Genomic DNA, 25,577 nt, shown 5'->3' with positions numbered 1-25,577 from the left:
GAGCCCGGACCGTGAGCGGTTTGTCCCGTCGTACGTTCCTGCAGTCCAACGCCGTGCTGCTCGCCGCGCTCGGCGTGCCGGCCGCGCTCCCCGCCGCGGCCGGGGCCCAAGCGGCGACCGACCTGGCGCGCTACCGGCCGGTGACGGTGTCCTCGACGGCCTACGCGCCGACGCCGGCGTGGTTCGCCGTCGACGGGCTGGCCGAGACCGGGGTGAAGGGCTCGGGCTGGCGGGCGGGCGCGGGTGATCCCCAGTGGATCGCCGTGGACCTGCAGGCCGCCTGCCGGATCGAGTCGGTGGTGCTGGTGTTCGAGGCGACCGCCGCGGACCCGGTGTTCACCCCGGCGTCCGGGATCAACCCGTTCCTGAACACCACCGGCTGGGAGGTGCTGTCCAGCTCCGCGGTCGCGTTCACCCTCGACGTCTCTGCCGACGGCCGCACCTGGCAGACGGTCCACGACGCCACCGGCTCCCCCGGCGGCCGCGTCGAGGTCACGCTGCCGAAGCCGGTCACCGCCCGCTGGGTGCGGCTCACCGCGAAGCAGCAGGCGAACGCGAACCCCTTGGGCGTCAACGCCTTCGAGGTCTACGGCCGGTCCGACCACCCGCGGCCGGACGCCACCGGCTGGACCGACTGGGGCCGCCACACCACCCGGCCGCCCGGCCTGGTCACCGCGGCGGACGGCACGGTCGCGCTCGAGTCGGGCTGGACCCTGACCATGGACTCGCGGCTGCCGTCCGCCGACGGCGCCGCGCTCGCCCGCGCCGGTGTCGACACGTCGACGTGGCTGCCCGCGACCGTCCCCGGCACCGTCCACACGGCACTGGTCGAGCAGGGCAAGCTGCCCGAACCGACGTCCGGGTTCGGCAACATGCGCGCGCCGGAAGCGCTTTCGCGGCACAGCTGGTGGTACCGCCGCGAGTTCACGCTGCCGCGCGGGTTCGACGCCGGCCGCCGCGTCTGGCTGGAGTTCGACGGGATCGACCACCACGCCGAGGTCTGGGTCGACGGCACCGCCGTCGGCTCGCTCACCCACCCGGTGGCGCGCGCCGCCTTCGACGTCACCACGGCGTTGCGTGGGAAGGACGCGCACGCGCTGGCCGTGCGGATCGACCCGATGCCGCACCCGGGCAACCCCGGCGACAAGGGCCCGGACGGCGTCTCGACGTTGAACTCCAACGCCGAGCAGCAGGACCTGCCGGGCTACATCTCGATCAGCGGCTGGGACTGGATGCCCGGCGTCCGCGACCGCGGCGCGGGCATCTGGAACCACGTCCGGCTGCGCTCGACCGGCGACGCCGTGCTCGGCGAACCGCGCGTCGACACGCGGCTGCCGAACCTGCCGGACACCTCGGTCGCCGAGGTGACGCTGGTCGTGCCGGTGCGCAACGCGTCGTCGACGGCCCGGACCGTGACGGTCGCCGCCGAGCTGGCGGGCGCCCGGGTCAGCCGCCGCATCACCCTCGCGGCGGGCGCTTCGGCCGACGTGACGTTCACCCCGGCGACCGACCCGGCGCTGCGGCTGCGGCGCCCAGACCTGTGGTGGCCCAACGGGTACGGCGATCCGAAGCTGCACCCGTTGACGACCACGGCGAGCGTCGGAAACCAGGTCAGCGACCGCCGGACCGTCCAAACAGGACTGCGTCAGTTCGGCTACACCGCGACCCAGCCCATCGTGATCGACCCGGCCACCGACCACTCCCCACCCCAGACGGTGGAGTTCGACCGGACCACCGCGCGGTACCTCCGGTTCCAGGGCGGGAAGCGCGCCACCGGCTACGGCATCTCGCTGTGGACACTGTCCGTTGTGGACGGTTCCGGGCCGGACCTGGCCCAGGGCAAGACCGCGACGGCGTCGTCGGAGGACAACGCGAACGACAAAGCCCCCAACGCCGTGGACGGGCGCGACGACACGCGCTGGTCGTCGGGTTACTCCGACAACCAGTGGATCCAGGTGGACCTGGGCGCCGCGGTGGCGTTCGACCGCGTGGTGCTCACCTGGGAGACCGCGTACGCGCTGACGTTCACCGTGCAGGTCTCCGACGACGGTGCAACCTGGACCGATGTCAAGAAGGTCAGCAACTCCGGCACGCCGCTGCAGATCAGCGTCAACGGCGTGCGCGTGCTGGCCAAGGGCGGCAACTGGGGCTTCGACGAGCTGCTGCGCCGGGTGCTCCCCCATCGGATGGCCGACGCCGTCGCGCTGCACCGCGACATGAACTTCACGATGATCCGCAACTGGGTCGGGTCCAGCAACCGCGAGGAGTTCTTCGCCGCCTGCGACGAGAACGGCATCCTGGTGTGGAACGACTTCTGGGCCGGGGACGCGATCTTCCCGCCGGACAACGACATCTTCCTCACCATCGCGACGGACACCGTCGTACGGTACCGCCACCATCCGTCCATCGTGGTCTGGTGCGCCACCAACGAGAGCGACCCGCCCGCCGCGATGGACGCCGGCCTGCGGAAGATGCTGGCTGCGCAGCAGCCGGAGCTGTGGTACCAGGGCAACTCGGCGGGCGGCGTCGTCACCGGGCACGGGCCGTACTCGTGGATCGACCCGGCGCGCTACTTCGACGGCGACACGTACTCGATCGGCAGCTACGGCTTCCACAGCGAGATCGGCCTGCCGACCGTGCCCGTCGCGGAGAGCATGCGACGGCTGGCCGGCGACCAGCCGTCGTGGCCGATCGGCGACGTCTGGTTCCACCACGACTGGTGCACCCGCGGCGGGCAGAACCCGGACACCTACCGCGGCGCGATCGAGGACCGCTTCGGGCCGGGGACCTCGCTCGACGACTTCTGCGCGAAGGCCCAGCTCGTCAACTACGAGAGCATGCGGGCGATCTTCGAGGCCTACAACGCGGCACTCTGGGACGACGCGTCGGGCGTGCTGCTGTGGATGTCGCACCCGGCGCACCACAGCACGGTCTGGCAGACCTACGACTACGACCTCGACACCAACGGCAGCTTCCACGGCGCGCGCAAGGGCTGTGAGCCGCTCCACGTGCAGGCGCGGCTGTCGGACTGGCAGGTGCACGCGGTCAACCAGACCGCGCGGACCCTCGACGGCGCCACGGTGCACGCCGAGCTGCTCGACCTGCGTGGACGCCCACTCGGCGAGCCGGTGACCGCGCCGGTGTCGGTACCGGCGTCGTCGGTGAAAGCGGCCTTCACCGTGCCGTTCACGGCCGAACTGCCGGCCCTGCACCTGCTGCGCCTGCGGCTGGTCGGGCGGGACGGCACCGAGCTGTCGCGCAACGTCTACTGGCGCTACCGCACCCCGGCGGACGCCCGGGAGCTGACCAGGACCCCGGCCGACGTCTCCCTGCACGCCGGCCCCATCCGGCGTGACGGCGACCGCGGCGAGACGGTGGTGACGCTGCGCAACACCGGCCGCGTCGTCACCGCGGGCGCCCGGGTCTCGGCTCGCGACGCGCGCACCGACGAGCGGGTCCTTCCCTTGCGCTGCAGCGAGAACTACCTGTGGCTGCTCCCCGGCGAGACGGCCGCGGTGACGGTGTCGTGGCCGTCCCACGCCCTGGCGTCGGGCCGCCCGCGGTTCGTGGTGGAGGGGCTCAACGTGCCGCGCCGCACCAGCTGACGGATCGCCCGCGAACGTCACCGAAACGGCGAAACACCCCGTATCGTCTGGTCACCATGGGGAGTCGAGCGGGAGCGGTGGGCAAGTTCGCGCTGGTGGTGGCGGGGGCCGCACCCGCGGTCGTGGCGGTCTGGGCCGGCCACCCGGTGCTGTCGGGCGTGCTGCTGGCCGCGTACGCGCTGGTCGTCGGGCTGCTGACGGTCACCGGGGAGATCGCGCGGGAGCTGCGCGAGCGGTGGCGGGCGCGGATCGTGGACCGGGTCGACCGCTGGCTGGTCCGGCGGTTGTCCCTGTTCGGCCGGCGGTACCGGGAGTTCGTGCTGGGCAGCCTGCGGTTCATCGACCTCAAGGGCCTCGCGACCATCGGCTTCCACACGCCGGAGCTGGACGAGGTGTTCGTCGACGTCAGCCTCACGTTCCGGCCGCCGCAGGACGTCGCCGACAGCCTGCTGCCCGACCGCCGGGCGAACGCCACCGACCGGCAGTCGCTGCCGGACTTCCTCGACCGGCCGCGGCCGGTCGTGCTGGCCCTCGTCGGCGCGCCCGGCAGCGGGAAGACCACCCTGCTGCGGCACACCGCGCGGCGGATCTGCCTCGGCCGCCGCGGCCGGCACCGGCGGGTGCCGATCCTGCTGCACCTGCGCGACCACGTCGACGCGGTGCTGTCGGCGCCGGACACCGGCCTGGCCGACCTCGTGCGCGGCGTCGCCGGGCGGAACTGCGGTGAGGAACCGCCCGGCTGGTTCGAGCAGCGGCTGCGCGACGGCCACTGCGTGGTGCTCCTCGACGGGCTGGACGAGGTCGCCCGGCAGGAGGACCGCCGCAAGGTCGCGGACTGGGTCGAGCGCCAGATCCAGCACCACCCGAAGAACGACTTCGTGATCACCTCGCGCCCGCACGGCTACCGGACCGCGGGCATCGGCGGCGCGACCGTGCTGCAGGTCCGCAGTTTCACCGACGACCAGGTCAAGCGCTTCGTCGAGGGCTGGTACTCCGCGGTCGAGCGGTACAGCACCGGCGACCGGGCCGACGAGGTGCGGACCCGGGCCGCGGCCGCCACCGAGGACCTGCTCGAGCGGCTCGGCGAGGCGGTCGCGCTGCGCGACCTGACCGCGAACCCGTTGCTGCTGACGATGATCGCCAACGTGCACCGGTACCGCGGCGCCCTGCCCGGCAGCCGCGCCGACCTCTACTGCGAAATCTGCCAGGTCATGCTCTGGCGCCGCCAGGAAGCCAAGAAGCTCCCGATCGAGCTGGGCGGCGACAAGAAGGAGATGGTGCTGCGCAGCCTGGCGTACTCGATGATGCGGGACCGGGTGCGCGACCTGGCCCGCGCCGACGTCCTGACCGAGGTCGGGAAGGCGCTGCGGCGGGTGTCCCGCGACCTCACCGCGGAGGCGTTCCTCGCCGACGTCGGCTCCAACGGGCTGCTCGTCGAGCGGGAAAGCGGGCTGTACTCCTTCGCCCACCACACGTTCCAGGAGTACCTCGCCGCCGTCCACACCCGGGACAAGGGCCTGGTCGACGTCCTGACCGGCGCGGTCGACGACCTGTGGTGGCGCGAATCGACCCTGCTGTACGCCGCGCAGTCCGACGCCGACCCGATCGTCCGCGCCTGCCTGCGCGTCGGCGGCGTCACGGCCCTGTCCCTCGCCGTCGACTGCGCGGAGCAGAACAGCGAGCTGGCCCCGGAGCTGCGCAGCCGGCTCGACGAGTTCCTCGAACCCGCGGCCCGGCCCGGCGAGGACGCCGGGCACCGCCGGCTGCGGGCGGCCGTGCTGCTGACCCGGCAGCTGCGTCCGCAGGTCCAGGTGGGCGACGGCGCCCGGGTCTGCGCCCGGCCGGTCACCGGCGGTCTCTACGACCTCTACCGGCTGGACACCGGGGCACCGGCGCCGGACGGGCCGCCGGCGCCCCCGGACGCCGCGGTCACCGGCGTGCGGGGCAGCGACGCCGCCGCGTTCGTCCGCTGGGTCAACCACGTCCTCGTCGGCGAGGCCGTCTACCGGCTGCCCCGGCGGGCGGAGCTCGACGACCCGGCCCGCGGCCGCTCGGTCGCGCCCTGCGCCTGGCTGGACGGCCTCGACCTGTGGTGCTCCCCCGGGACCGGCCACCCCCACCTCGTCCCCGCGCGGACGCTCGTCGACTACGTGCGCGACGACATCACCCGGTCCACCCCGTCCCTGCTGCGGCCGCTGCTGCTCAAGCTGATCCCGAACGACCGCGTCCGCTCGATCGGCCACACCCTGCCGCCGGCCGGGCTCCGGAAGCTGGCCCACGACCTCGCGGTGGAACACGACGCCGTCCTCGATCTGGCGGACGAGCTCGACCTGACCGTGGACCGGGACCTCGACAGCACGCTGATCCGCGTCCTCACCCCCGAGCTCGCGCGGATCCGGGTGCTCGGCCTCGACCAGGTGCTGGGCCGGGCCCTGGCCCACGCCCAGGCCGGCCTGCTCCGGTCCGCCACCCCCGCCACCGCCTGGGCGACGAACCTCGCCGCCGCCTTGACCGAGGAGGCGGGGGCCGCGGCCGCCACCGCGCCGCAGTCCCCGGAGGCGTTGGCGGGCAAGGTGTCCCGGGCGCGGGAGCACACGACGGGGTCGGCGTGGGCCCGCCAGGTCGCCGCGAAGCTGGAGCTGGAGGCGCGGCCCGTCTTCGCGCGGGAGCGGCCCCTGACCTCGAACTCGGCCACCGCCCTGCGGCTCGCGGCGTTGTGCCTAGCGGCGGAAATGCGGGCGCACGACCAAGCTGAGCTCGGGGCCGCGTTCCACGAGATCGCCGCCGGCGTCACCCTGCTGCAACGCCGGGCGGCCGGCCAGGCGCCGCCCACCGAGCGGATCGTCCTCGCCCTCGCCTGATGCTCAGGGCTCCGGCTGGGTGCCGCTGTGGTGGAAGAGCGTCCGGTACTCCTGCGGCGACGTGCCGATGTGGCGGTGGAAGGCCGCCCGGACCGACGACGGCGCGCCGAGCCCGGTGCGGCGGCCGATGCGTTCGACCGACAGCGTCGTCGTCTCCAGCAGCTCGCGCGCGCGGTCGATGCGCGCGTCGGCCAGCCAGGCCATCGGCGACGTCCCCGTCTCCTCGCGGAAACGGCGGATGAGCGTCCGCCGGGACACGTGGGCGCGCCGCGCGAGGACGTCGATGCTGAGGTCTTCGCCGAGGTTGCCGAGCATCCAGCTCCGCAGCGGGGCGAGCCGGTCGCCCGTCGCTTCGGCCCGGAGCTGCTCGACGAACTGCGTCTGGCCGCCGGTGCGCCGCGGCGGGGCGACCAGGAACCGCGCGCGGCTGTTGGCGGCCGCGGGGCCCTGGTCGAGGCGCACGAGGTGCAGGCACAGGTCGACGCCCGCGGTCACGCCGGCCGAGGTGAGGATGTCGCCGTCGTCGATGTAGAACCGGTTCGCCACGACCTCGACGCGCGGGTACAGCCGGCGCAGGAGATCGGCGTACTTCCAGTGCGTGGTCGCGGGGCGCCCGTCGAGCAGCCCGGCCGCGGCGAGGGCGAACGCGCCCGTGCAGATGGAGACGAGCCGGGTGCCGCGGCCGTGGGCCGCCCGCAGCGCGGCCAGGACGCCTGCGGCCGGCGGGGTCTCGACGCCCTCGAAGCCCGGCACGATCACGGTGCCGGCGGCGGCCAGCGCGTCGAGCCCGGCCGTGGCGGTGACGGTGAAGCCGTCACCCGGCACCGGCCCGGGACCGCCGGTCGTGCAGACGGTCATCTCGTAGAACGGGTCCGTCGCGAAGATCTGCGTCGCGATGCCGAATTCGAGCGCCGGCACGCCGGGCAGCACGAGCACCGCCACCTGGTGCCGGTCCACCGTGGTCATGGCCCGATCATAGCGCCGATTGGCACTCGGGCCACTTTCGTGCGCAGCGTCTCATTCCTACGGTCAGGGTCATGAACGACGTACTCGCGCTGCCCACCGGCCCGCTCACCGAAGCGAGCCTCCGCCTGGCCCGGGAGTCGGAGAGCGCCCCGATCGCCGACCACAGCGTCCGCAGCTTCCTGTTCGCCCGCCTGGTGGCGCGGCGGGAAGGCAGCGTGACCGACGCCGCCTACGACGAGAACCTGCTGTTCGCCGCGTGCGCGCTGCACGACCTGGGCCTGGGTTCCCGGGCGGGCGGCCGAGCGCGGTTCGAGGTGGAAGGCGCGGACCTGGCCGCCGCGGCGCTGACCGAGCACGGCGTCGCGGCCGCCGACGTCGACCGCGTCTGGGAGGCGATCGTGCTGCACTCGTCGCTGGGCATCGCCGACCGGTGCGGGCTGCTGACTTCGTTGACCCACAAGGGAGTCTTCACCGACGCGGGCGTCTTCGCCGACGTCGATCCCGGCTCGCTGCGGGAGATCTACGCCGCCTACCCGCGACCGGCGGGCAACCGGTACCTCCAGGACGCGATCGTCGAGCACGCGTCCCGTTCGAAGGCGGCGGCCCCGCCGTACTCGATCGCGGCGGAACTGCTGCGCCAACGCGGCTAACCGTAGATCGAGTCCGCCCACTCCGGGTGGTCGATGAACGGGTTGCGATTGTGCTGGAACCGGTCGTAGATCACCTGGTTGCGGTGCTGCTCGGCGGCGTCCGGCGGGTCCTGGGCGTTCCAGGCCAGCAAGACCGAGAGCCGCCCGATGTTCGGCGCCGAGCCGTTGTCGACGCTGTCGTCGGGTTCCAGATCCGGGCGTCGCGCGGCTCGAAGGAGTCCTCGTCGGTGCGGCTGTCCGGGGCCTCGGCGACCGGGGCGCCGCCGTCGTCGAAGTCCTTGTTGCCCCGCTCGGCGTTGACCGAGACGTCTTCGGCGCGCAGGTGGTGCAGGTCGGTGCCCGGGCCGGTGGCCGTGCCGAAGTCGCCGTGGGACTTCGCCCAGACGTGCTCCCGGTTCCACTGGTCCGGGTCGCCGCCGTTCGCGGTCTTCGCCTGGGAACGGCCGCTGTAGATGAGGATGACGTTCGCCGGGTTCGCGGGGTCCTCGTCGGCGGCCTTGATCCCGTCCCACACCTCGTCGTAGGTCAGTTTCGTGGTGGTGCTGATGATGCCCGGATACGGCGGGGTGTGCGCATGGACGGTTCCTCTCCCCAGAGAAACCCGCCCGGACCTGGCCCGGGGCGAGTATTGACACGTTGTCCGTATAGTTGGAAAAAGACTGCCATATGTGTCAATAGGGCCGGTTGCAACGATCGGCGGGATAGCCCGCGGATAGCGGCCCGCAAGCCGGCCCGGCCAGACTGGGCGCACCCGCCGGCCCCGGTCGCGGGCCGACCCCGGGACGACTCAGTGGAGGGACGCCGAAATGGCGCCTGCGGGAGCAGGGGAACACGCCCGGCCGAGTGCCGGCGCCGTCGCACTCGGAATCGACCACGTGCGGCTCAGCTACCACTACCTCGATATCGGGGACATCGACGGATACGGTTCCCTTTTCACCACCGACGCCGTTTTGCACTATCCAGGAATAGCGCCGTTACGGGGTCGCTGCGCCATCGAAAGATTCCGCGCGGCCCGACCCGGACGGCGGCACACCCTGCACAGAGTGACGGTGACGCACGGTGAGGTGGTGACGGTCGGCGACATAACCACGACTGGGCCGAACGGTGGGCGTACAAATACCGCCTTCGTCGACAGCTTCACGCTTTCGGACTATGGGCTTATCACGGTCCAGAAGACAGACTTCCGTTCCGGGGGAAATTCACGAGCGGTCGGGTGAGGCGGGGAAGCCCGGCCCTCCCCGGCCACGGAACAGTCATTGAGGAACAGTGTGAGTTCGACGAGCGTGCCGTCCGGCGAGCAGCCCGTCTACCGGATCCTCGGCCCCCTGGAGATCCGGGACGTCGCCGGTGGCGAGCTCCGCATCCCGCCCGGCCGCCAGCAGACCGTGCTCGCCACGCTGCTGGTCGACGCGAACCGCGTGGTGAGCCTGGACCAGCTCATCGAGGCCATCTGGTACGACGATCCCCCGGCGACGGCGCGGACGCAGGTCCAGATCTGCGTCTCCCGGCTGCGGCGCGCGCTGGCCGACGCCGTCGGTCCCGACACGCTCGTCACCCGCGGCCCCGGGTACGAACTGCTGGTGGCCGACGGGCAGCTCGACGCCCGGACGTTCGCCGACCTGGTCTCCGCCGCCGCCGAGCAGACCCGCGCGGGCGCGCTCGAAGACGCGTCCCGGCTGCTCGACGCGGCGCTCGCGCTGTGGCGCGGCCCCGCGCTGAGCGGCACCGGCAGCCGGCTGCTCGAGGCCAAGGCCAGCCACCTCGAGGAGCAGCGCCTCAACGCCCTCGAAGCCCACTTCGACCTGGGGCTGCGGCTCGGCCGGCACCACCAGCTGATCGGCGAGCTGGCCAGCCAGGTGACGGCGAACCCGCTGCGCGAACGGCTGCGCGGCCGGCTGATGCTCGCGCTCTTCCGGGCCGGGCGCCAGGCCGAGGCGCTGGAGACCTACCGCGTCGGCCGCGAACTGCTCGTCGACCAGCTGGGCCTCGAGCCCGGGGACGAGCTGCGCCGGCTGGAGTCCGCGATCCTGGCCGACGACGCCGGGCTGCGCCGGAGCCCGGCACCCGAGGCGCCCGCGGCCCCGGCGCACCCGCCGGTGGCGCCGTTCCAGCTGCCGACCGACATCGCCGACTTCACGGCCCGTGACGCGCTCATCGAGCAGACCGAACAGCTGCTGCTCGGCCACCCGGGCCGCCGCGCGACCCCGGTGGTGGTGCTGGCGGGCAAGCCCGGCGTCGGCAAGACCGCGCTCGCGGTGCACATCGCGCACCGGATCGCCGACGACCACTGCCCCGACGGCCAGCTCTACTGCGACCTCGGCGGGACCCGCGCCCACCCGGCCGACCCGCTCGACGTGCTCGGCCGGTTCCTGCGCGCCCTCGGCGTCCCCGGCCCGGCGGTGCCCGGCTCGGTCGACGAACGCGCGGAGATGTACCGGCACCGGCTGGCGGGCAAGCGGATGCTCGTGGTGCTCGACGACGCCGGGTCGGAGCGCCAGGTCCGCGACCTGCTGCCGGGCACGGCCAGCTGCGTCGTGCTGGTGACCAGCCGCGTCCGGCTCACCGGGCTGGCCGGCGCCGGCGTCCTGGACGTCGACGTGCTCGATCCGGACCAGGCGACCGGGATGCTCGCCATGATGATCGGGGCGGAGCGGGTGGCCGCCGAGCCGGCCGCCGTCGCCGCGCTGGTCCGGCTCGTCGGCGGGCTGCCGCTGGCGCTGCGGATCGTCGCCGCCCGGCTCGCCGCGCGGCCGAGCTGGTCGCTCGCGTGGATGCTGGAACGGCTGTCCGACGAACGCCGCCGGCTCGACGAGCTCGCGCACGGCGAGCTGATGGTGCGGGCCAGCCTCGCGCTGACCTACGACGGACTGGCCGCCGACGCCCGGCGCCTGCTGCGGCTGCTCAGCGCCCTGGACCGGCTCAGCTTCCCGGTGTGGGTGGCCGCGGCGCTGCTGGAGGTCGACCCGCTGCAGGCCGCCGACCTGCTCGAACGGCTCGTCGACGCGCAGATGCTGGAGATCTCGGCGGTCGAGCGGGACGGCAGCCCGCGCTACCGCTTCCACGACCTCATCCGGCTGTTCGCCCGCGAGCAGCTCGACGAGCACGAGCAGGCGAGCGGCCGCCGGGCGGCGCTCGCCCGCGTCGCGAGCGGCTGGCTGGGCCTGGCGTGCGAGGCGCACCACCGGATCTACGGCGGCGACTTCACCGTGCTGCACGGCTCGGCGCCGCGGCTGCGGCCGCCCGACGGCGCCGTCGACCGGATCCTGGCGGACCCGCTGGTGTGGTTCGAGGACGAACAGGACAACCTGTGCTCGATCGTCGCGCTGGCCGCCGAGGCGGGGCTGGCCGAGCACGCCTGGGACCTCGCCGTCACGATGGTCGCGCTGTTCGAGAACCGGTGCTACTTCGACGACTGGGAGCGCACGCACCGGCAGGCCCTGACCGCCGTCCGCGCGGCGGCCGACCGCCGTGGCGAAGCGGCTTTGCTGTGCTCACTGGGTTCCCTGCACCTGAGCCGCGCGCACCCGGACGCCGCGGCCGAGCCGCTCGCCCGCGCGCTCGCGACGTTCGAAGACCTCGGCGACGCCCACGGCAAGGCGATGGCGCACCGCAACCTGGCCTTGGTCGACGAGGCCCGCGGCGCGGACCCGCAGGCGCGGTTCGAGCGGGCGCTCATCGAGTTCCGGGTGGCCGGGGACCCGGTCGGCGAGGCCTACGTGCTCGGCCGGCTCGCGCAGACCGAGCTGGACGCGGGCGACGAGGACCGGGCCGGGACGTACCTGGCCGAAGCGCTGCGGATCTGCGAGCGGACGGGGACACCGCGCGTCGAGGTCCAGCTGCGGTACCGGCTGAGCGGGCTGATGATGCGCCAGGGCCGGCACGAGGAGGCCGCCGAGGTGCTGACGGAGCTGCTGACCCGGGCCCGCGCGGCCCGCGATCTCGCGGGCGAGGCGCGCATCCTGCACCGGCTGGGCCTGGTCCACGCGCAGCTGGGCCGCCGCGACACGGCGGAACGGCTGCTGGTGGAGGCGCTGGAGCTGCACGAGCGGATCACCGGTGGCGCGCCGGATGACGGGGTGCGCGCCGACCTCGCGGCATTGCAGGCGCTGCCTGGGTGACCGAGTCGCCCGGCTTGTGCGCGGTGCCGGTTGTCGTGAGTTCAGGGCGGTTCTAACCCGGCTTACCACTCACGACGGCGTAGGCGGCGCCGGCCGGGTCACCACGGGGTGTCGGACGCGGTGCCGGTCCAGGGCGTGTCGCCGGTGCCGGTCCACGGGGTGTCCGACGGCGCCGCCCAGGGGGTGTCGGCCGGGCCGGTGCCCCACGGCGTGTCGGTGGCCGTCGCCGTCCACGGGGTGTCCGCGGGCGCCGCCTGGGCCGTCGTGGCGGCGAGGACCGGGAGGAGAACCGCCGCGGCGATCGCGGTGAGGGCCGGAAGAATACGCACCGTCGTCTCTCTTTTCGTTCGTGAGCTGATGAATTTCTGCGCTACCTGCCCCACCGACGTTAGGAAAGCCCGGCATCGCGCCGCTATCGCGTGGGTGTCACAGTCGTTATCGTCCGGGTTATCGCCCCCGCAGTGGCTCCGTGATACCGCCGGGATAGCCGTGCTCACGATGCTCGTCCCATGGTGGAAACCGCATCCGGACAGCCGGGCCCCGTGATCGGGAACGGCGCTGACAGGAACGGACGATTCGTGCAGCGGAAATTCGGTGAACTGCTGAAGGCGCATCGCACAAAACGCGGTGCCACCCAGCGTCAATTGGCGGACCTGTCCACGGTGAGCATTCGCGCCATCCGCGATCTCGAGTCCGGGCGGGCGCACCGGCCGCGCCGGGACACCGTGCGGCTGATCGCCGACGGCCTCGGCCTGCGGGGCCGTGAACGCGCCGACTTCGAGGCGGCGGGCTACCACGTCGCGGCCGGCGACCTGCGGCTCCGGTGCGCCGACCCGGCACCACCGCCCACGCCACTGGACGCGCTGCTCGGCCGTGATGAAGAGGTCGCCGCCGTCCACGAGCTCCTGGCCGCGGGCAGCCACCGGCTGGTGACCATCACCGGGCTGGGCGGCGTCGGCAAGAGCCGGCTGGCCCAGGAGGTCGCGGGCGGCGTGCACGAATCCGGCGGCGTCCTCGTGCTGTGGTCGTCCGAGCGGAACCCGCTGCTGAGAACCGGCGGGCCCGGCGACCTCGCCGTGCTCATCGGCGACCGTCCGGCCCTGCTGGTCCTCGACGGCCACGAACCGGACCGCGTCCGGCTGGACGATCTGGCCGTCCTGCTGCGCGAATGCCGCGGGCTGCGGGTCCTCGCCACCGCCCCGGCGCCGTTCGGCCTGCCGGGCGAGCGGGTCTTCCCGCTGACGCCGCTCGCCGTCCCCGAGCCCGGCACCGACGACCCGGTCGCGCTGGCGGCGGTGCCGTCGGTCCGGCTGCTGGTCCGCGAAGTCCGCCAGGTCCGGCCGGGGTTCACCCTCGACCGGACGACGGCCGCGGACGTCGCCGCGCTCTGCCGCCGTCTCGACGGCATCCCGGCCGCACTCGAGGCGGCCGCCTGCTGGTTCCTGGTCTACGAGCCGGCGGCCGTGCTGGAGCACGTCCGGACCGACCCGTTCGCCCTGACCGCGGACCACCTGCCGGGCCTCCGCGACACCCTCGACTCGGCGGTCCGCGGCCTGGACGCGGCCGAGGTGTCCCTCCTGGCCCGCCTCACGGGCCTCGACGCGGGCTGGTCGGTGGTCGACGTCGCGGGCCTGACGGGAATCCCGGCCGCGGCCGGCGCCCGGTTCGTCCGCCGCCTGGTCCAGCACGGCCTGATCCGCCCGGCCGGCCCGGACCGCACCCGGTTCCGCACCCTGGACCTGGTGAACGCCCTGGGCCTGGACCACCGCCTAGCGGTCTGACGGGGGCCGCCGCGGTTGCCGGGTCTGCCGCGGCTGGTCGTGAGTGGTTAGGGCGGTTGAAACCGCCCTAACCACTCACGACCAGTCTGCCTCGGCCAGCCGCGCCGCCACGACGGGGCCGATCCCGGCCAGCGATCCGGGCCGCATCAGCTCACCGTGGCGGGCCGCGACCTCGTGCACCGCCAGCCGCCCCTCGACGTACGGCTCCCACGCCGACGGCGACGGCGAACCGGCGTGTTTCCCTTCCGTGGCGCGGAAGAACAGGACGTCCCCGGCGAACCCGCTCGGCCGGTGCGTCCGGGCGAGCGTGCTGTTGTGCGCGAACACCTCCGGCAACGCGTCCACCGCTCCCGGCGCCAGCGCGGCCAGCGGGCTGCCCTCCGCGAGCAGGATCGACCGGAACTCCGGCAGCTCCAGCGGCGACGAGTCCGGCCGCGCGGACAGGTCGTGGCCGAGCGAGCCCAGCAACGCGGCGAGCGGCTCATCCGACGGCGCGGCCCCCGACGGCGGGTAGCCGTCCAGCATCGCCAGCAGCCCGACCTCCTCGCCCTGGGCCTGCAGCTGCGCGGCCATCGCGTGCGCGACCTGTGCGCCGAACGACCAGCCCAGCAGGTGGTACGGCCCGCGCGGGCGCACCCGGCGGATCTGCTCCAGGTAGTCCTTGACCAGCTCGTCGACGGTGCCCGGCCGGCGGTCGGGCTGGGTCAGGCCGCGCGACTGCAGCGCGTACACCGGCCGGTCGACGTGCGCCAGCAGGCCCGAGTACACCCAGCCGATGCCCGCCGCCGGGTGGACGCAGAACAGCGGCGCCCCCGCGCCGTCCGCACGCAGCGGCAGCAGGACGGCCAGCTCGTCACGATCGGTGCCGGTGGCCGTGCCGGTACCCAGCCGCCGCGCCAGGCCGGCGACGGTCGGGGTCTCGAACAGCACCCGGATGCCCAGCTCCGCACCCAGTTCCCGGCGGATCAGGCTGATCAGCCGCCCGGCGAGCAGCGAGTGGCCGCCGAGGTCGAAGAAGCCGTCGTCGACCGACACCTCGGGCACGTCGAGCACCTCGGTGAACAGCCCGCAGAGCGCGCGTTCCAGGGCCGTCCGCGGCGCGCGGCCCGCCGCGACGACCCGGGCCGGGGCGGGCAGCGCCGTCCGGTCGAGCTTCCCGTTCGGGGTGAGCGGGAGGTCGTCCAGCACGACGAACGCCGACGGCACCATGTTCGCGGGCAGGAACGCCTCGGCGTGGGACTTCGGCGAGACGCCGGACTCCGCGGCCAGGTACGCGACGAGCCGGTCGTCACGCAGCACCGTCACCGCCTGCCGGACGCCGGGGCAGCGGCCGAGCACGGCGTCGATCTCGCCCAGCTCGATCCGCACCCCGCGCACCTTGACCTGCTGGTCGGCCCGGCCGAGGAAGTCGAGCCCGCCGTCACGCCGCCACCGCACGACGTCACCGGTGCGGTACATCCGCTCCCCCGGCCCGCCGAACGGGTCCGCGACGAACGCGCCCGCGGTCAGGCCCGGGCGGCCGAGGTAGCCGCGCGCGAGCCCGGCCCCGGCCAGGTACAGCTCCCCCGGCACCCCGGCCGGCACCGGGTTCAGCCGCCGGTCCAGGACGTAGACCCGGGTGTTCGGCACCGGCCCGCCGATGCCGGGCGGCCCGTCGCCGTCCGGCGTGACGTCGCCGCCGGTGGCCATCACGCTGCACTCGGTCGGCCCGTAGCCGTTGACCAGCCGGAAGCCGTCTCCGGTCGACGGACGGCGCCGCAGCCGGTCACCCCCGGCGACGACGACCCGCAGGTCCGGGCCGGCGAACCCGGGCTCGTCGAGCATGAGTTCCAGCCGGGGCGTGGGCAGGAACGCCACGGTGATCCCGGACTCGGCGAGCCACTCGGCGAGGGCGCCGGTGTCGTCGAGCACGCGTTGCGCCGGCAGGTGCACCGACGCGCCCGCGGTGAGCAGCGGCCAGGTCTCGAAGACGGCGGCGTCGAACCCGAGTGCGGCCACGTGCCCGCCGCGATCGGCAGCCGTGACGCCGAATTCTCCTTGGTACCAGGCACAAAGGTGGGCCAGCCCGGTGTGGTCGAGGACCACGCCCTTCGGCTTGCCCGTCGAGCCGGAGGTGTAGATGACGTACGCGGCGTCGCGCGGGCTGAGTGAGACCGGCGGCGCTTCGACCGGCTGAGCCGCGATGGCGGCGGATTCCGTGTCGAGGCACAACACGCGGGCCGTACCGGCCACCCGCGCGGCCAGCGAGGTGGTCGTGATGACGATCGGCGCGGCGGCGTCGGCGAGCATGTACGCCAGCCGGTCGGCCGGATAACCCGGGTCGAGCGGCACGTACGCGCCCCCGGCCCGCAGCACGGCGAGCTGGGCGACGAGCAGTTCCGGCCCGCGCGGCAGGCAGACGCCGACCAGCGTGCCCCGCGCGATCCCGAGGTACCCCGCCAGCTGGTTGGCGCGCCGGTTCAGCTCCGCGTAGCCGAGTTCGCCGTCTTCACTCACGACCGCGACGCCGTCGACACGGGCGACCTGGTCCGGCACCGCACGCCACGGGCCGAAGTCCACCGGGTCCGGCGCGGCCAGCAGCCGCCGTCGCTCCCCCGGCGCCAGCAGCTCCAGGCCGCCGATCGGGGTGTCCGGCGACGCGACCGCCGCCGTCAGCAGCCGGACCAGCCGCGCCGCGATGCCGTCGACCGTCGAGCGGTCGAACAGGTCGGTGCGGTAGGTGAGCCCGCCGCCGATGCCGGACGCCCGGCCGGGGTCCAGCTCGTGCAGCGACAGCGCGAGGTCGAACGCCGCGGTCCGCACCGCGACCGGTTCGCCGCTGACGTGCAGGCCGGGCAGTTCGAGGTCGGCGTCGTCGGCGTTCTGCAGCACGAACAGCACCTGGAACAGCGGGTGCCGGGCCAGCGACCGGGCCGGGTTCAGCTCGTGGACGAGCCGCTCGAACGGGACGTCCTGGTGCGCGAACGCGCCGAGGTCGGTTTCGCGGACGCGGGCGAGCAGCTCGCGGAACGTCGGCTCCCCCGCAGTGTCGACGCGCAGGACCAGGGTGTTGACGAAGAACCCGACCAGGTCGTCGAGGGCTTCGTCGGTGCGACCGGCGACCGGGGTGCCGATGGGGATGTCGTCCCCGGCGCCGAGCCGGCTCAGCAGGACGGCGAACGCGGCCTGCAGCACCATGAAGAGCGTGACACCGCCGTCGCGCGCCAGCTCCCGGAGTCCATTGTGGAGTTCGGCACCGATCTCGACCGGCACGGAGTCGCCGTGGTGCTCGGCCACGGCGGGCCGCTGCCGGTCGGCCGGCAGCGCCAGTTCCTCCGGAAGCCCGGCGAGGCGCTCGCGCCAGTACGCCAGTTCGGCGCCGAGGATCGAGCTGTCGTCGTCCGGATCACCCAGGACGTCGTGCTGCCACTGGGCGTAGTCGCGGTACTGGACCGGCAACGGAGTCCACTTCGGACTCTTCCCCGCGCACCGGGCGGTATAGGCCGCCGAGAGGTCGCGCACCAGCGGGCCCATCGACCAGCCGTCGCTGACGATGTGGTGCTGCACCAGCACCAGCACGTGGTCGTCCGCGCCGAGCGCGAGCAGCTCGGGCCGGAACGGCCGGTCGGTGGTGAGGTCGAAGGTCGCGGCCGCCGCCGCGTCGAGCGCCTCGGGCAGGTCGGACCCGTCGATCGTGCGGACGTCCAGGGGAACCTCGGAGACGTCCAGGATCTGCTGGCACGGGCTGCCGTCCAGCTCGGGGAAGATCGTGCGCAGGGACTCGTGGCGGCCGGTGACGTCGGTGAGCGCGCCGGCCAGGGCACCGCGGTCGAGCTGCCCGGTGAGCCGCAGCGCGCAGACGACGGCGTACCCCGCGTCACGGCCGTGCAGCTGGTTGAGGAACCAGAGCCGGTGCTGGGCGTGGGACAGCGGGATCCGGTCGGGCAGCGGACGCGGGCGCAGCGCGGGCCGGACGGGCCGGCCGTGGTCGATCCGGGCGGCGAGCCCGGCGACGGTCGGCGCCTGGAACAGGTCACGGATGCCCAGTTCGACGCCGAGCGCGGTGCGCGCCCGGCTGATCAGCCGGGTCGCCAGCAGCGAGTGGCCACCGAGGTCGAAGAAACCGTCGTCGATCCCGACGCGGCCGGCGCCGAGCAGCTCGGCGTACAGTCCACAAAGGATCTCTTCGGCCGGGTCCCGCGGCGCGCGGTACGAGCCGGCCTCCGCGTCCGGGACGGGCAAGGCGCGACGGTCGATCTTCCCGTTGGGGGTCAACGGGAACTCCGGCAGCGCGACGACCGCGGCCGGGACCATGAACTCCGGCAGGACGGTCGCGAGATGGTTTCGGACACCGGTCGCGTCACCGGTGTGGTACAGGACGAGTCGCCGGTCACCTGGGACGTCTTCGCGCACGACGGCGACGGCCTGCGTGACGCCCGGGTGCCGGGCCGCCGCGCCGGCGACTTCGCCCAGCTCCAGGCGTTGCCCGCGCAGCTTGACCTGGTCGTCGGTGCGGCCGAAGTACTCCAGCTCGCCCGCGTGGGTCCAGCGCACCAGGTCGCCGGTGCGGTACATCCGCGCGCCGGGCGTGCTCGGGTCGGGCACGAACCGTTCGGCGGTCAGGCCGGGGCGGTGCAGGTAACCGTCGGCGAGCTGGATCCCGGCGAGCCAGAGTTCACCGGGCACGCCGGGCGGGACCGGGGCGAGCCGCCCGTCGAGCACGTACGCGCGGGTGTTCCACACCGGACGTCCGATGGGGACAGTGGATTCGCCCGACGTGAACGGATGATGGCTCGCCTCGACGGCGAACTCGGTCGGTCCGTAGAAATTGGACAGTCGCGCGGACAGCGTCGCCGCGCACCGCTCGGCCAACGCCGGGGTAAGCGCTTCACCGCCGCAGAAGATCTGCCGCAGCGGGGTTTCACCGGAGCCGGGTTCGGAGAGGAACGCTTCGAGCATGGCCGGGACGAAGTGCGCCACGGTGACGTTTTCGGCGCGGATCACGTCGCGCAGGTACGCGGGGTCGCGGTGCCCGTCGGGCCGAGCGACCACCAGCGTCGCGCCGGTCAGCAGCGGCCAGAACAGTTCCCACACCGAGACGTCGAAGCCGGACGGCGTCTTCTGCAGCACCCGCTCGCCGGGGCCGAGGGGGTAGTCGGCCTGCATCCACGCCAGGTGGTTGACGATCCCGGCGTGCGGCATCAGCACGCCCTTGGGCCGCCCGGTCGACCCGGACGTGTAGATCACGTACGCCGGGTGGCTCGCGGTGATCGCGGGCAGCGGCCCGTCACCGGTGAGCCGGGTCTCCTCGGTGAGCACCAGCGACGGCCGCGCGTCGTCGAGCAGGAAAGCGATCCGCTCGGCCGGGTAACCGGGATCGACCGGCAGGTAGGCCGCGCCGGCGCGGTGGACGGCGTGGACCGCGACGACCAGGTCGAGCGACCGCGGCAGCTGCACCGCGACGACGTCGCCGGGCCGGACGCCGTGGCCGCTCAGCGCCCTGGCCAGGTTCTCGATCCGGTCGTCGAGTTCGGCGTAGGTCAGCGACACGCTTTCGAAAACCACCGCGGTGGCATCCGGTGTCCGCGACACCTGCTGGGAGAACAATTCCGGCAACGTCTCCGACGAGAGGGGTGCCTCGGTCGCCGTCCACTCCGCGAGCGACCGGCGGTCCACATCGGACAGGAGGTCGATCCGATCGACCGGGGTGTCCGGCTCGGCGACGACGACGGACAGGAGCCGGACCAGCCGGTCGGCGAGCGCGTGGGCGGTCGCGTGGTCGAACAGGTCTGCGGCGAAGGACAGCGAGCCGGTGATCCCGCCGGTGTGCTCGGCGAGGTTCAGGCCGAGGTCGAACTTCACCGCGTCGGAGTCCAGGACCTCGGAGGCGACGTCGAGGCCCGGCAGGCTCAGGTCCGCGTCGCCGGTGTTCTGCAGGACCAGGAACACCTGGAACAGCGGGTGCCGGGCCAGTGACCGGGCCGGGTTCAGCTCGTGCACCAGACGCTCGAACGGGACGTCCTGCCGGGCGTAGGCGGCGAGGTCGGTTTCGCGGACGCGGCCGAGCAGGTCGCGGAAGCTCGGGGCGCCGCTGGCGTCGGTGCGCAGGACCAGGGTGTTGACGAAGAACCCGATGAGGCCGTCAAGAGCCTCGTCGGTGCGGCCGGCGATGGCCGTGCCGATCGGGACGTCCTCACCCGCGCCCGACCGGGTCAGCACGGTGGCGAGCGCGGCCTGCAGCACCATGAAGAGCGTCACCTGCGCGGAGCCGGCCAGCGCGCGCAGCCGGTCGCTCAGGCCGGCGCCGATCTCCACCGGCACCGAGTCGCCCCGGTGGGACGCCACCGCGGGGCGCGGCCGGTCGGACGGCAGCGGCAGCTCGTCCGGGATCCCGGCGAGCTGCTCCCGCCAGTAGGCCAGCTGGGCGGCCAGCAGCGACGCCGGATCGTCGGCGTCACCGAGCAGATCCCGTTGCCAGAGCGTGTAATCGCCGTACTGGACCGGCAGCGGCGACCACTCCGGCGCGTGGCCGTCCCGGCGCGCGGTGTAGGCCTCGGTGAGGTCGTCGACGAGCGGGCCCATGGACCAGCCGTCGGCGGCGATGTGGTGCAGCGTCAGCAGGAGCACGTGGTCGTCCGGCGCGTCGGCGACCAGCGACGCGCGGAACGGCGGCTCGCACGTCAGGTCGAACGGCCGTGCTTCGGGGGCCGTCAGCGCCGGCCGCCAGCCGTCCAGGACGACCTGGTGGGGCTCGCCGTCGACCGACGGGAAGATCGTGCGCAGGACTTCGTGCCGCTCGACGACGTCACCGAGGGCCGCACTCAGCGCGTCCCGGTCCAGCTCGCCCCGCAGCCGCAGCGCGAGCGGCATGTCGTAGGCGCCGGTGTCGTCACCGAATTGCAGGATGAACCACAGCCGTTGCTGCGCCGGGGAGAGCGGCATCAGCTCGGTTCGTGACAGCGGGCGCAGCGCCGGCCGGGCGGCGTCCGCTGTGGACAGTCGCGGGGCGAGCGTGGCGACGGTGGGCGCGTCGAAGAGGTCGCCGATGCCGATCTCCGCGCCGAACGCGGCGCGGATCCGGCTGACCAGCTTCGTCGCGAGCAGGGAGTGGCCGCCGAGGTCGAAGAAGCCGTCGTCGATCCCGACCCGCTCGACGCCGAGGACGTCGGCGAAGAGTCCACAAAGGATCTCTTCGCGGGCGTCACGCGGTTCCCTCGCGGCTCCGGTGACGAGGTCCGGCACGGGAAGAGCGTTGCGGTCCAGCTTGCCGTTCGGCGTCCGCGGCAGCTCGGCCAGCGTCACGAACGCCGACGGCACGAGGTGCCGCGGGACGAACGCCGCGACGTGGTCCCGCAGCGCGTCCGGGTCGGCGTCGCCGACGACGTAGGCGACCAGGCGCTGGTCGCCCGGCCGGTCCTCGCGCAGGACGACGGCCGCCTCGCGCACGCCCGGGTGCTCGGCGGCGACGGCCGCGATCTCACCGGGTTCGACGCGCAGGCCGCGGAGTTTCACCTGCTCGTCGGTCCGGCCGAGGTAGTCCAGCTCGCCGCCGGCGGTCCAGCGGACCAGGTCGCCGGTCCGGTACATCCGCGCCCCCGGCCCGCCGAACGGGTCGGCGAGGAACCGGTCGGAGGTCAGACCGCCGCGGTGCAGGTAGCCGTCCGCGAGCTGCGCGCCGGCCAGGTACAGCTCCCCCGGCACGCCCGGCGGCACCGGGCTCAGCCGGCCGTCCAGCACGTACGCGCGGGTGTTCCACACCGGCGCGCCGATCGTCACCGGTCCGGCGCCGACGGCGTGGGCGGTGGCGTCGACGGCGACCTCGGTCGGGCCGTAGAGGTTGATCAGCTCGGCGGTCAACGTGGCCGCACAACGTTCGGCCAGCGCGGCGGTCAGGACTTCGCCGCCGCAGAACACCTGCCGCAGCGCCGGGCAGTCCTCTTCGGACAGTCCGAGGATCCCGTCGAGGATGCCGGGCACCACGTACAGCACGCTGATGCGCTCGGCGCGGATCGTGTCGAGGAGGTACGCGGGGTCGCGGTGCCCGTCGGGCCGCGCGACGACCAGGGTCGCGCCGGCCAGCAGCGGCCGGAAGAACTCGAGGACCGAGACGTCGAAGCTGGACGGCGTCTTCTGCAGTACCCGGTCGCCACCGGTCAGCGGGTGTTCGGCCTGCATCCAGGCGAGGTGGTTGGCGATCCCGGCGTGCGACATCAGCACGCCCTTGGGGCGGCCGGTCGAGCCGGACGTGTAGATCACGTAGGCCGGGTGGTCCGGGGTGACGACGGGCAGCGGGCCGTCGCCGTCCAGGTCCGTGCCGGGGGTGAGGACCAGCGCGGGCCGGGCGTCGGCGAGCATGAACGCCACCCGGTCGGCCGGGTAACCGGGGTCGACCGGCAGGTACGCCGCACCGGCGCGGTGCACGGCGTACACCGCGACCACCAGGTCGATCGAGCGCGGCAGCTGCACCGCGACGACGTCACCGGGCCGGACGCCCCGGCCGCTCAGGGCCCGCGCGAGCCGGTTCACGCGGGCGTCGAACTCCGCGTAGGTCAGCGAGTCGCCCTCGAACACGACGGCGGTCACGTCCGGCGTCCGCGCCACCTGCCGGGCGAACAGCTCCGGCAGCGTCGCGGCCGGGACCGGCGCCGCGGTGTCGTTCCACTTCCCCAGCCGCCGGTGGTCCACATCGGACAACAAGTCGGCACTGTCCACTCGCGACTCCGGGTTCGCGGCGGCCATCTGCAGGAGACGCACGAGCCGGTCGACGATGTCCTGCGCGGTGGCGCGGTCGAACCGGTCGGTGGCGAACTCGAGGCTGCAGCCGAGCCCGGCGCGGCGGTCCTCGACCGTCAGGCCGAGGTCGAACTTGGCGGTGCCCGACACGGTGTCCCCGGCCGTCACGGTCAGCCCCGGCAGGGTCCACCCATCACCCGAGGTCTCGCTGCCGAGGAAGGAAAGCAGCACCTGGAAGAGCGGGTGCCGGGCCAGCAGGCGGGGCGGGTTGAGTTCTTCGACGACCCGTTCGAACGGCAGGTCCTGATGGGCGAAAGCGCCGAGGTCGGCGTCGCGGACGCGGGTGAGCAACTCGCGGAACGTCGGCGCGCCCGAGGTGTCGGTGCGGAGCACGAGGGTGTTGACGAAGAAGCCGACGAGGTCGTCGAGCGCCTCCTCGCCGCGGCCGGCGACGGGCGTGCCGATCGGGACGTCCGCACCCGCGCCGAGCCGGGTCAGCAGCAGCGCGAACGCCGCCTGGACGACCATGAACAACGTGGCCTGGTTGTCCCGGCCCAGGGCCTTGAGCGCCGCGTGGGTGGCCGCGTCGACGTCGGCGGAGACGACATCTTTGCAGTAGCTGGGGATCGCCGGGCGGGGCCGGTCGGCCGGGAGGGCGAGTTCGTCGGGCAGCCCGGTGAGCGTCTCGGTCCAGTAGCCCAGCTGGCGGGCCGCCAGGCTGTCCGGGTCGGCCTCGTCGCCGAGCAGGTCGGCCTGCCAGAGCGCGTAGTCCGCGTACTGGACCGGCAGCGGTGGCCACGTCGGCGGCCGCCCGGTCAGCCGGGCGGTGTACGCGGTGGCGAGATCGGTCATCAACGGGCCGGTCGACCAGCCGTCGGCGGCGATGTGGTGCAGGCAGAGCACGAGAACGGACTCGTCGCCGGCACGGAACAGCCGCGCGCGCAGCGGGATCTCGTGGGCCAGGTCGAACGCGGCGCTCCCGGCCGCCTCGGCCAGTACGGCCGGCTCGTTCGGCGCGCAGTCGACGACTTCGAGCACCTCACCGGGTGGCAGGACGTGCTGCCACGGCTCGCCGTTCTCCACCGGGAACACCGTGCGCAGGGTCTCGTGGCGGGTGACGACGTCCCGGCAGGCGGCGGCCAGCGCGGCGACGTCGACCGGCCCGGTGAGCCCCAGGGTGAGCGGGATGTTGTACGCGCGGTCCTGGCCCTCGATCCCGGCGAGGAACCACAGCCGCCGCTGCGCCGACGACAGCGGCACGCGGTCCGGCCGCGGTCGCGGGGTGAGGGCCGGGCGGACCGGGCCGGGTGCCTGGGCGTCGAGGGTGGCGAGGATCCCGGCGACGGTCGGGGCGCGGAAGAGCGCGCGGACGCCGAGTTCGGCGCTCAACGCCGTGCGGATCCGGCTGATCAGCTGGGTGGCGAGCAGGGAGTGGCCGCCGAGGGCGAAGAAGCCGTCGTCGAGGCCGACGCTGTCGAGCCCGAGGACGTCGGCGAACAGCGCGCAGAGGATCTCTTCCCGGGCGGTCCGGGCGCTGCGGAAGGTCACCGGCGCGATCTCGGGAGCGGCTTCCTGCGCCACGGCGTCGACCCGCGCGAGATCGAGCATCCCGAGTGGACGGTCCGGCTCGGCCAGCGCGAGGTCGAGCAGGCGCACCAGCATGTCCGCCATCTCGTCCACAGTGGATTTGTCGAACAGGTCGACGGCGTACTCGAACTGGCACGAGACGCCGTCCGCGTGCTCGGCGAAGACCACGCTGAGGTCGAGCTTGGCGGTCGCCAGGTCCAGGGGAACCGGCTGGACGTCGAGGCCGGGCAGGGTGAGCGCCGTCCCGTCGTCGTGCTGGAGGACGACCATGACCTGGAACAGCGGGTGCGCGGACCGGCCGGCGCCGAGGCGGTCGACCAGCCGGTCGAAGGGGACGTCCTGGTGGGCGTAGGCGTCGAGACCGGTGTCGCGGACCCGGTCCAGGAGTTCGGCGAAGCTTGGGTCGCCGGACAGGTCGGTGCGCAGGACCAGCGTGTTGACGAAGAAGCCGACGAGGTCTTCCAGGGCCTCCTCGCCGCGGCCGGCCACCGGGGTGCCCAGCACGATGTCGTCGCCCGCACCCCAGCGGTGCAGCAACGCGGCCAATGCTGCTTGGAGGCCCATGAACGGCGTGCAGCGCGCGGCGCGTGTCACCGCGACGAGCCGGGCGTGCAGGTCAGCGGGAATGTCGACCTCGACGAGCCCCGCGGCGCCGGTCGTACCGCCGGTGCGGTGCGCGGGCAGGACCATCCGCTCGGGGATGCCCGCGAGCCGTTCGGTCCAGTAGGCGAGCTGGGCCGAGAGCAGGCTGTCCGGGTCGTCCTCGGTGCCGAGCACCTCGCGCTGCCACTCGCCGAAGTCCAGGTACTGCACCGGGAGCGGCTCCCAGTCCGGCGCCGCGCCGTCGAGACGCGCCGTGTAAGCGCTTGCCAGGTCACGACCGAGCGGGCCGAGCGACCAGCCATCACAGGCGATGTGGTGCAGCACGAGCAGCAGGATGTGGTCGTCCGGGGCGAGTTCGAACAGGGTGACGCGCAGCGGGAGGTCCGCGGCGAGGTCGAAGGGCCGGGCGATCACCTCGGCGAGATCGTCGCCGGACCGGACGTCGAAGACCAGCCGTCCGGCCGTGTCCACAGTGGACAAAACCTGCTGGCCGGGTACACCGCCGTCGACCGGGATGACGGTGCGCAGGACCTCGTGGCGGCCGAGGACGTCGTCGACCGCCTGCCGCAGCGCGCGGCGGTCGAGCCGGCCGCGCAGGCGCAGCGGGAACGGGACGTTGTAGGTCGCACTGGGGCCTTCCAGCTGGTCCAGGAACCACAGGCGCTGCTGGCCGAACGACAACGGACGCACGGGA

At 73.7% G+C, this 25,577-nt stretch carries 9 protein-coding genes and 1 pseudogene; 6 read left to right on the top strand and 4 right to left on the bottom strand.

The features are described 5' to 3' along the window. Nucleotides 1-11: 11 nt before the first annotated feature. Both MUY22_RS29720 and MUY22_RS29715 read left to right on the top strand, forming a co-directional pair. The gene (locus tag MUY22_RS29720) at nt 12-3,605 is read left to right on the top strand and encodes a discoidin domain-containing protein (protein WP_247050004.1); all 3,594 of its coding nucleotides are present in this window, start codon (nt 12-14) and stop codon (nt 3,603-3,605) included. 56 nt (nt 3,606-3,661) lie between these two features. Further along, the gene (locus MUY22_RS29715; RefSeq protein WP_247050002.1) at nt 3,662-6,466 is read left to right on the top strand and encodes an NACHT domain-containing NTPase; all 2,805 of its coding nucleotides are present in this window, start codon (nt 3,662-3,664) and stop codon (nt 6,464-6,466) included. 3 nt (nt 6,467-6,469) lie between these two features. Here MUY22_RS29715 and MUY22_RS29710 read toward each other — a convergent pair whose 3' ends face one another. Next, nucleotides 6,470-7,432 (bottom strand): GlxA family transcriptional regulator, encoded by a 963-nt coding sequence (locus tag MUY22_RS29710; RefSeq protein ID WP_371827500.1) that lies wholly within the window; start codon nt 7,430-7,432, stop codon nt 6,470-6,472. Between the two features lie 71 nt (nt 7,433-7,503). Between MUY22_RS29710 and MUY22_RS29705 the strand changes: the two genes are divergently transcribed. Beyond that, the gene (locus MUY22_RS29705) at nt 7,504-8,082 is read left to right on the top strand and encodes an HD domain-containing protein (protein WP_247050000.1); all 579 of its coding nucleotides are present in this window, start codon (nt 7,504-7,506) and stop codon (nt 8,080-8,082) included. Here the strand turns inward: MUY22_RS29705 and MUY22_RS29700 are convergent. Continuing rightward, nucleotides 8,079-8,632 (bottom strand): annotated as a pseudogene (locus tag MUY22_RS29700) (endonuclease I family protein); the annotation flags it as partial. The gene MUY22_RS29705 and the pseudogene MUY22_RS29700 overlap by 4 nt on opposite strands. A gap of 256 nt (nt 8,633-8,888) precedes the next feature. Here MUY22_RS29700 and MUY22_RS49785 point away from each other — a divergent pair. Together MUY22_RS49785 and MUY22_RS29695 are read left to right on the top strand one after the other, a co-directional pair. Then, entirely contained in the window at nt 8,889-9,299 is a 411-nt protein-coding gene (locus MUY22_RS49785) for a nuclear transport factor 2 family protein (protein ID WP_371827499.1), read from the top strand. Nucleotides 9,300-9,350: 51 nt separating this feature from the next. Further along, nucleotides 9,351-12,200, top strand: coding sequence for an AfsR/SARP family transcriptional regulator (locus tag MUY22_RS29695; protein WP_247049998.1), 2,850 nt, complete (start codon nt 9,351-9,353; stop codon nt 12,198-12,200). Between the two features lie 98 nt (nt 12,201-12,298). Here the strand turns inward: MUY22_RS29695 and MUY22_RS29690 are convergent, their stop codons facing one another. Then, the gene (locus tag MUY22_RS29690; RefSeq protein WP_247049996.1) at nt 12,299-12,529 is read right to left on the bottom strand and encodes a hypothetical protein; all 231 of its coding nucleotides are present in this window, start codon (nt 12,527-12,529) and stop codon (nt 12,299-12,301) included. A 249-nt stretch (nt 12,530-12,778) separates the two neighbouring features. On the opposite strand from MUY22_RS29690, the gene MUY22_RS29685 reads away from it, so the two are divergent. Next, a complete protein-coding gene (locus MUY22_RS29685; RefSeq protein ID WP_247049994.1) occupies nt 12,779-13,981 on the top strand; it encodes a helix-turn-helix domain-containing protein in 1,203 nt (400 codons plus the stop codon). 75 nt (nt 13,982-14,056) lie between these two features. Here the strand turns inward: MUY22_RS29685 and MUY22_RS29680 are convergent, their stop codons facing one another. After that, nucleotides 14,057-25,573: a non-ribosomal peptide synthetase gene (locus MUY22_RS29680; RefSeq protein ID WP_247049992.1), complete on the bottom strand. Its 11,517-nt coding sequence runs from the start codon at nt 25,571-25,573 to the stop codon at nt 14,057-14,059. Nucleotides 25,574-25,577: the final 4 nt, after the last annotated feature.

It is taken from the genome of Amycolatopsis sp. WQ 127309 (assembly GCF_023023025.1).
Lineage (GTDB): Bacteria > Actinomycetota > Actinomycetes > Mycobacteriales > Pseudonocardiaceae > Amycolatopsis.
This window is presented reverse-complemented; position numbering and strand designations above follow the sequence as displayed.

Excerpts from the sequence above, each read along its gene's own strand:
- MUY22_RS29715 (WP_247050002.1), top strand. The coding sequence starts at position 3,662 with ATGGGGAGTCGAGCGGGAGCGGTGGGCAAGTTCGCGCTGGTGGTGGCG.
- MUY22_RS29710 (WP_371827500.1), bottom strand. The coding sequence starts at position 7,432 with ATGACCACGGTGGACCGGCACCAGGTGGCGGTGCTCGTGCTGCCCGGC.
- MUY22_RS29705 (WP_247050000.1), top strand. The coding sequence starts at position 7,504 with ATGAACGACGTACTCGCGCTGCCCACCGGCCCGCTCACCGAAGCGAGC.
- MUY22_RS49785 (WP_371827499.1), top strand. The coding sequence starts at position 8,889 with ATGGCGCCTGCGGGAGCAGGGGAACACGCCCGGCCGAGTGCCGGCGCC.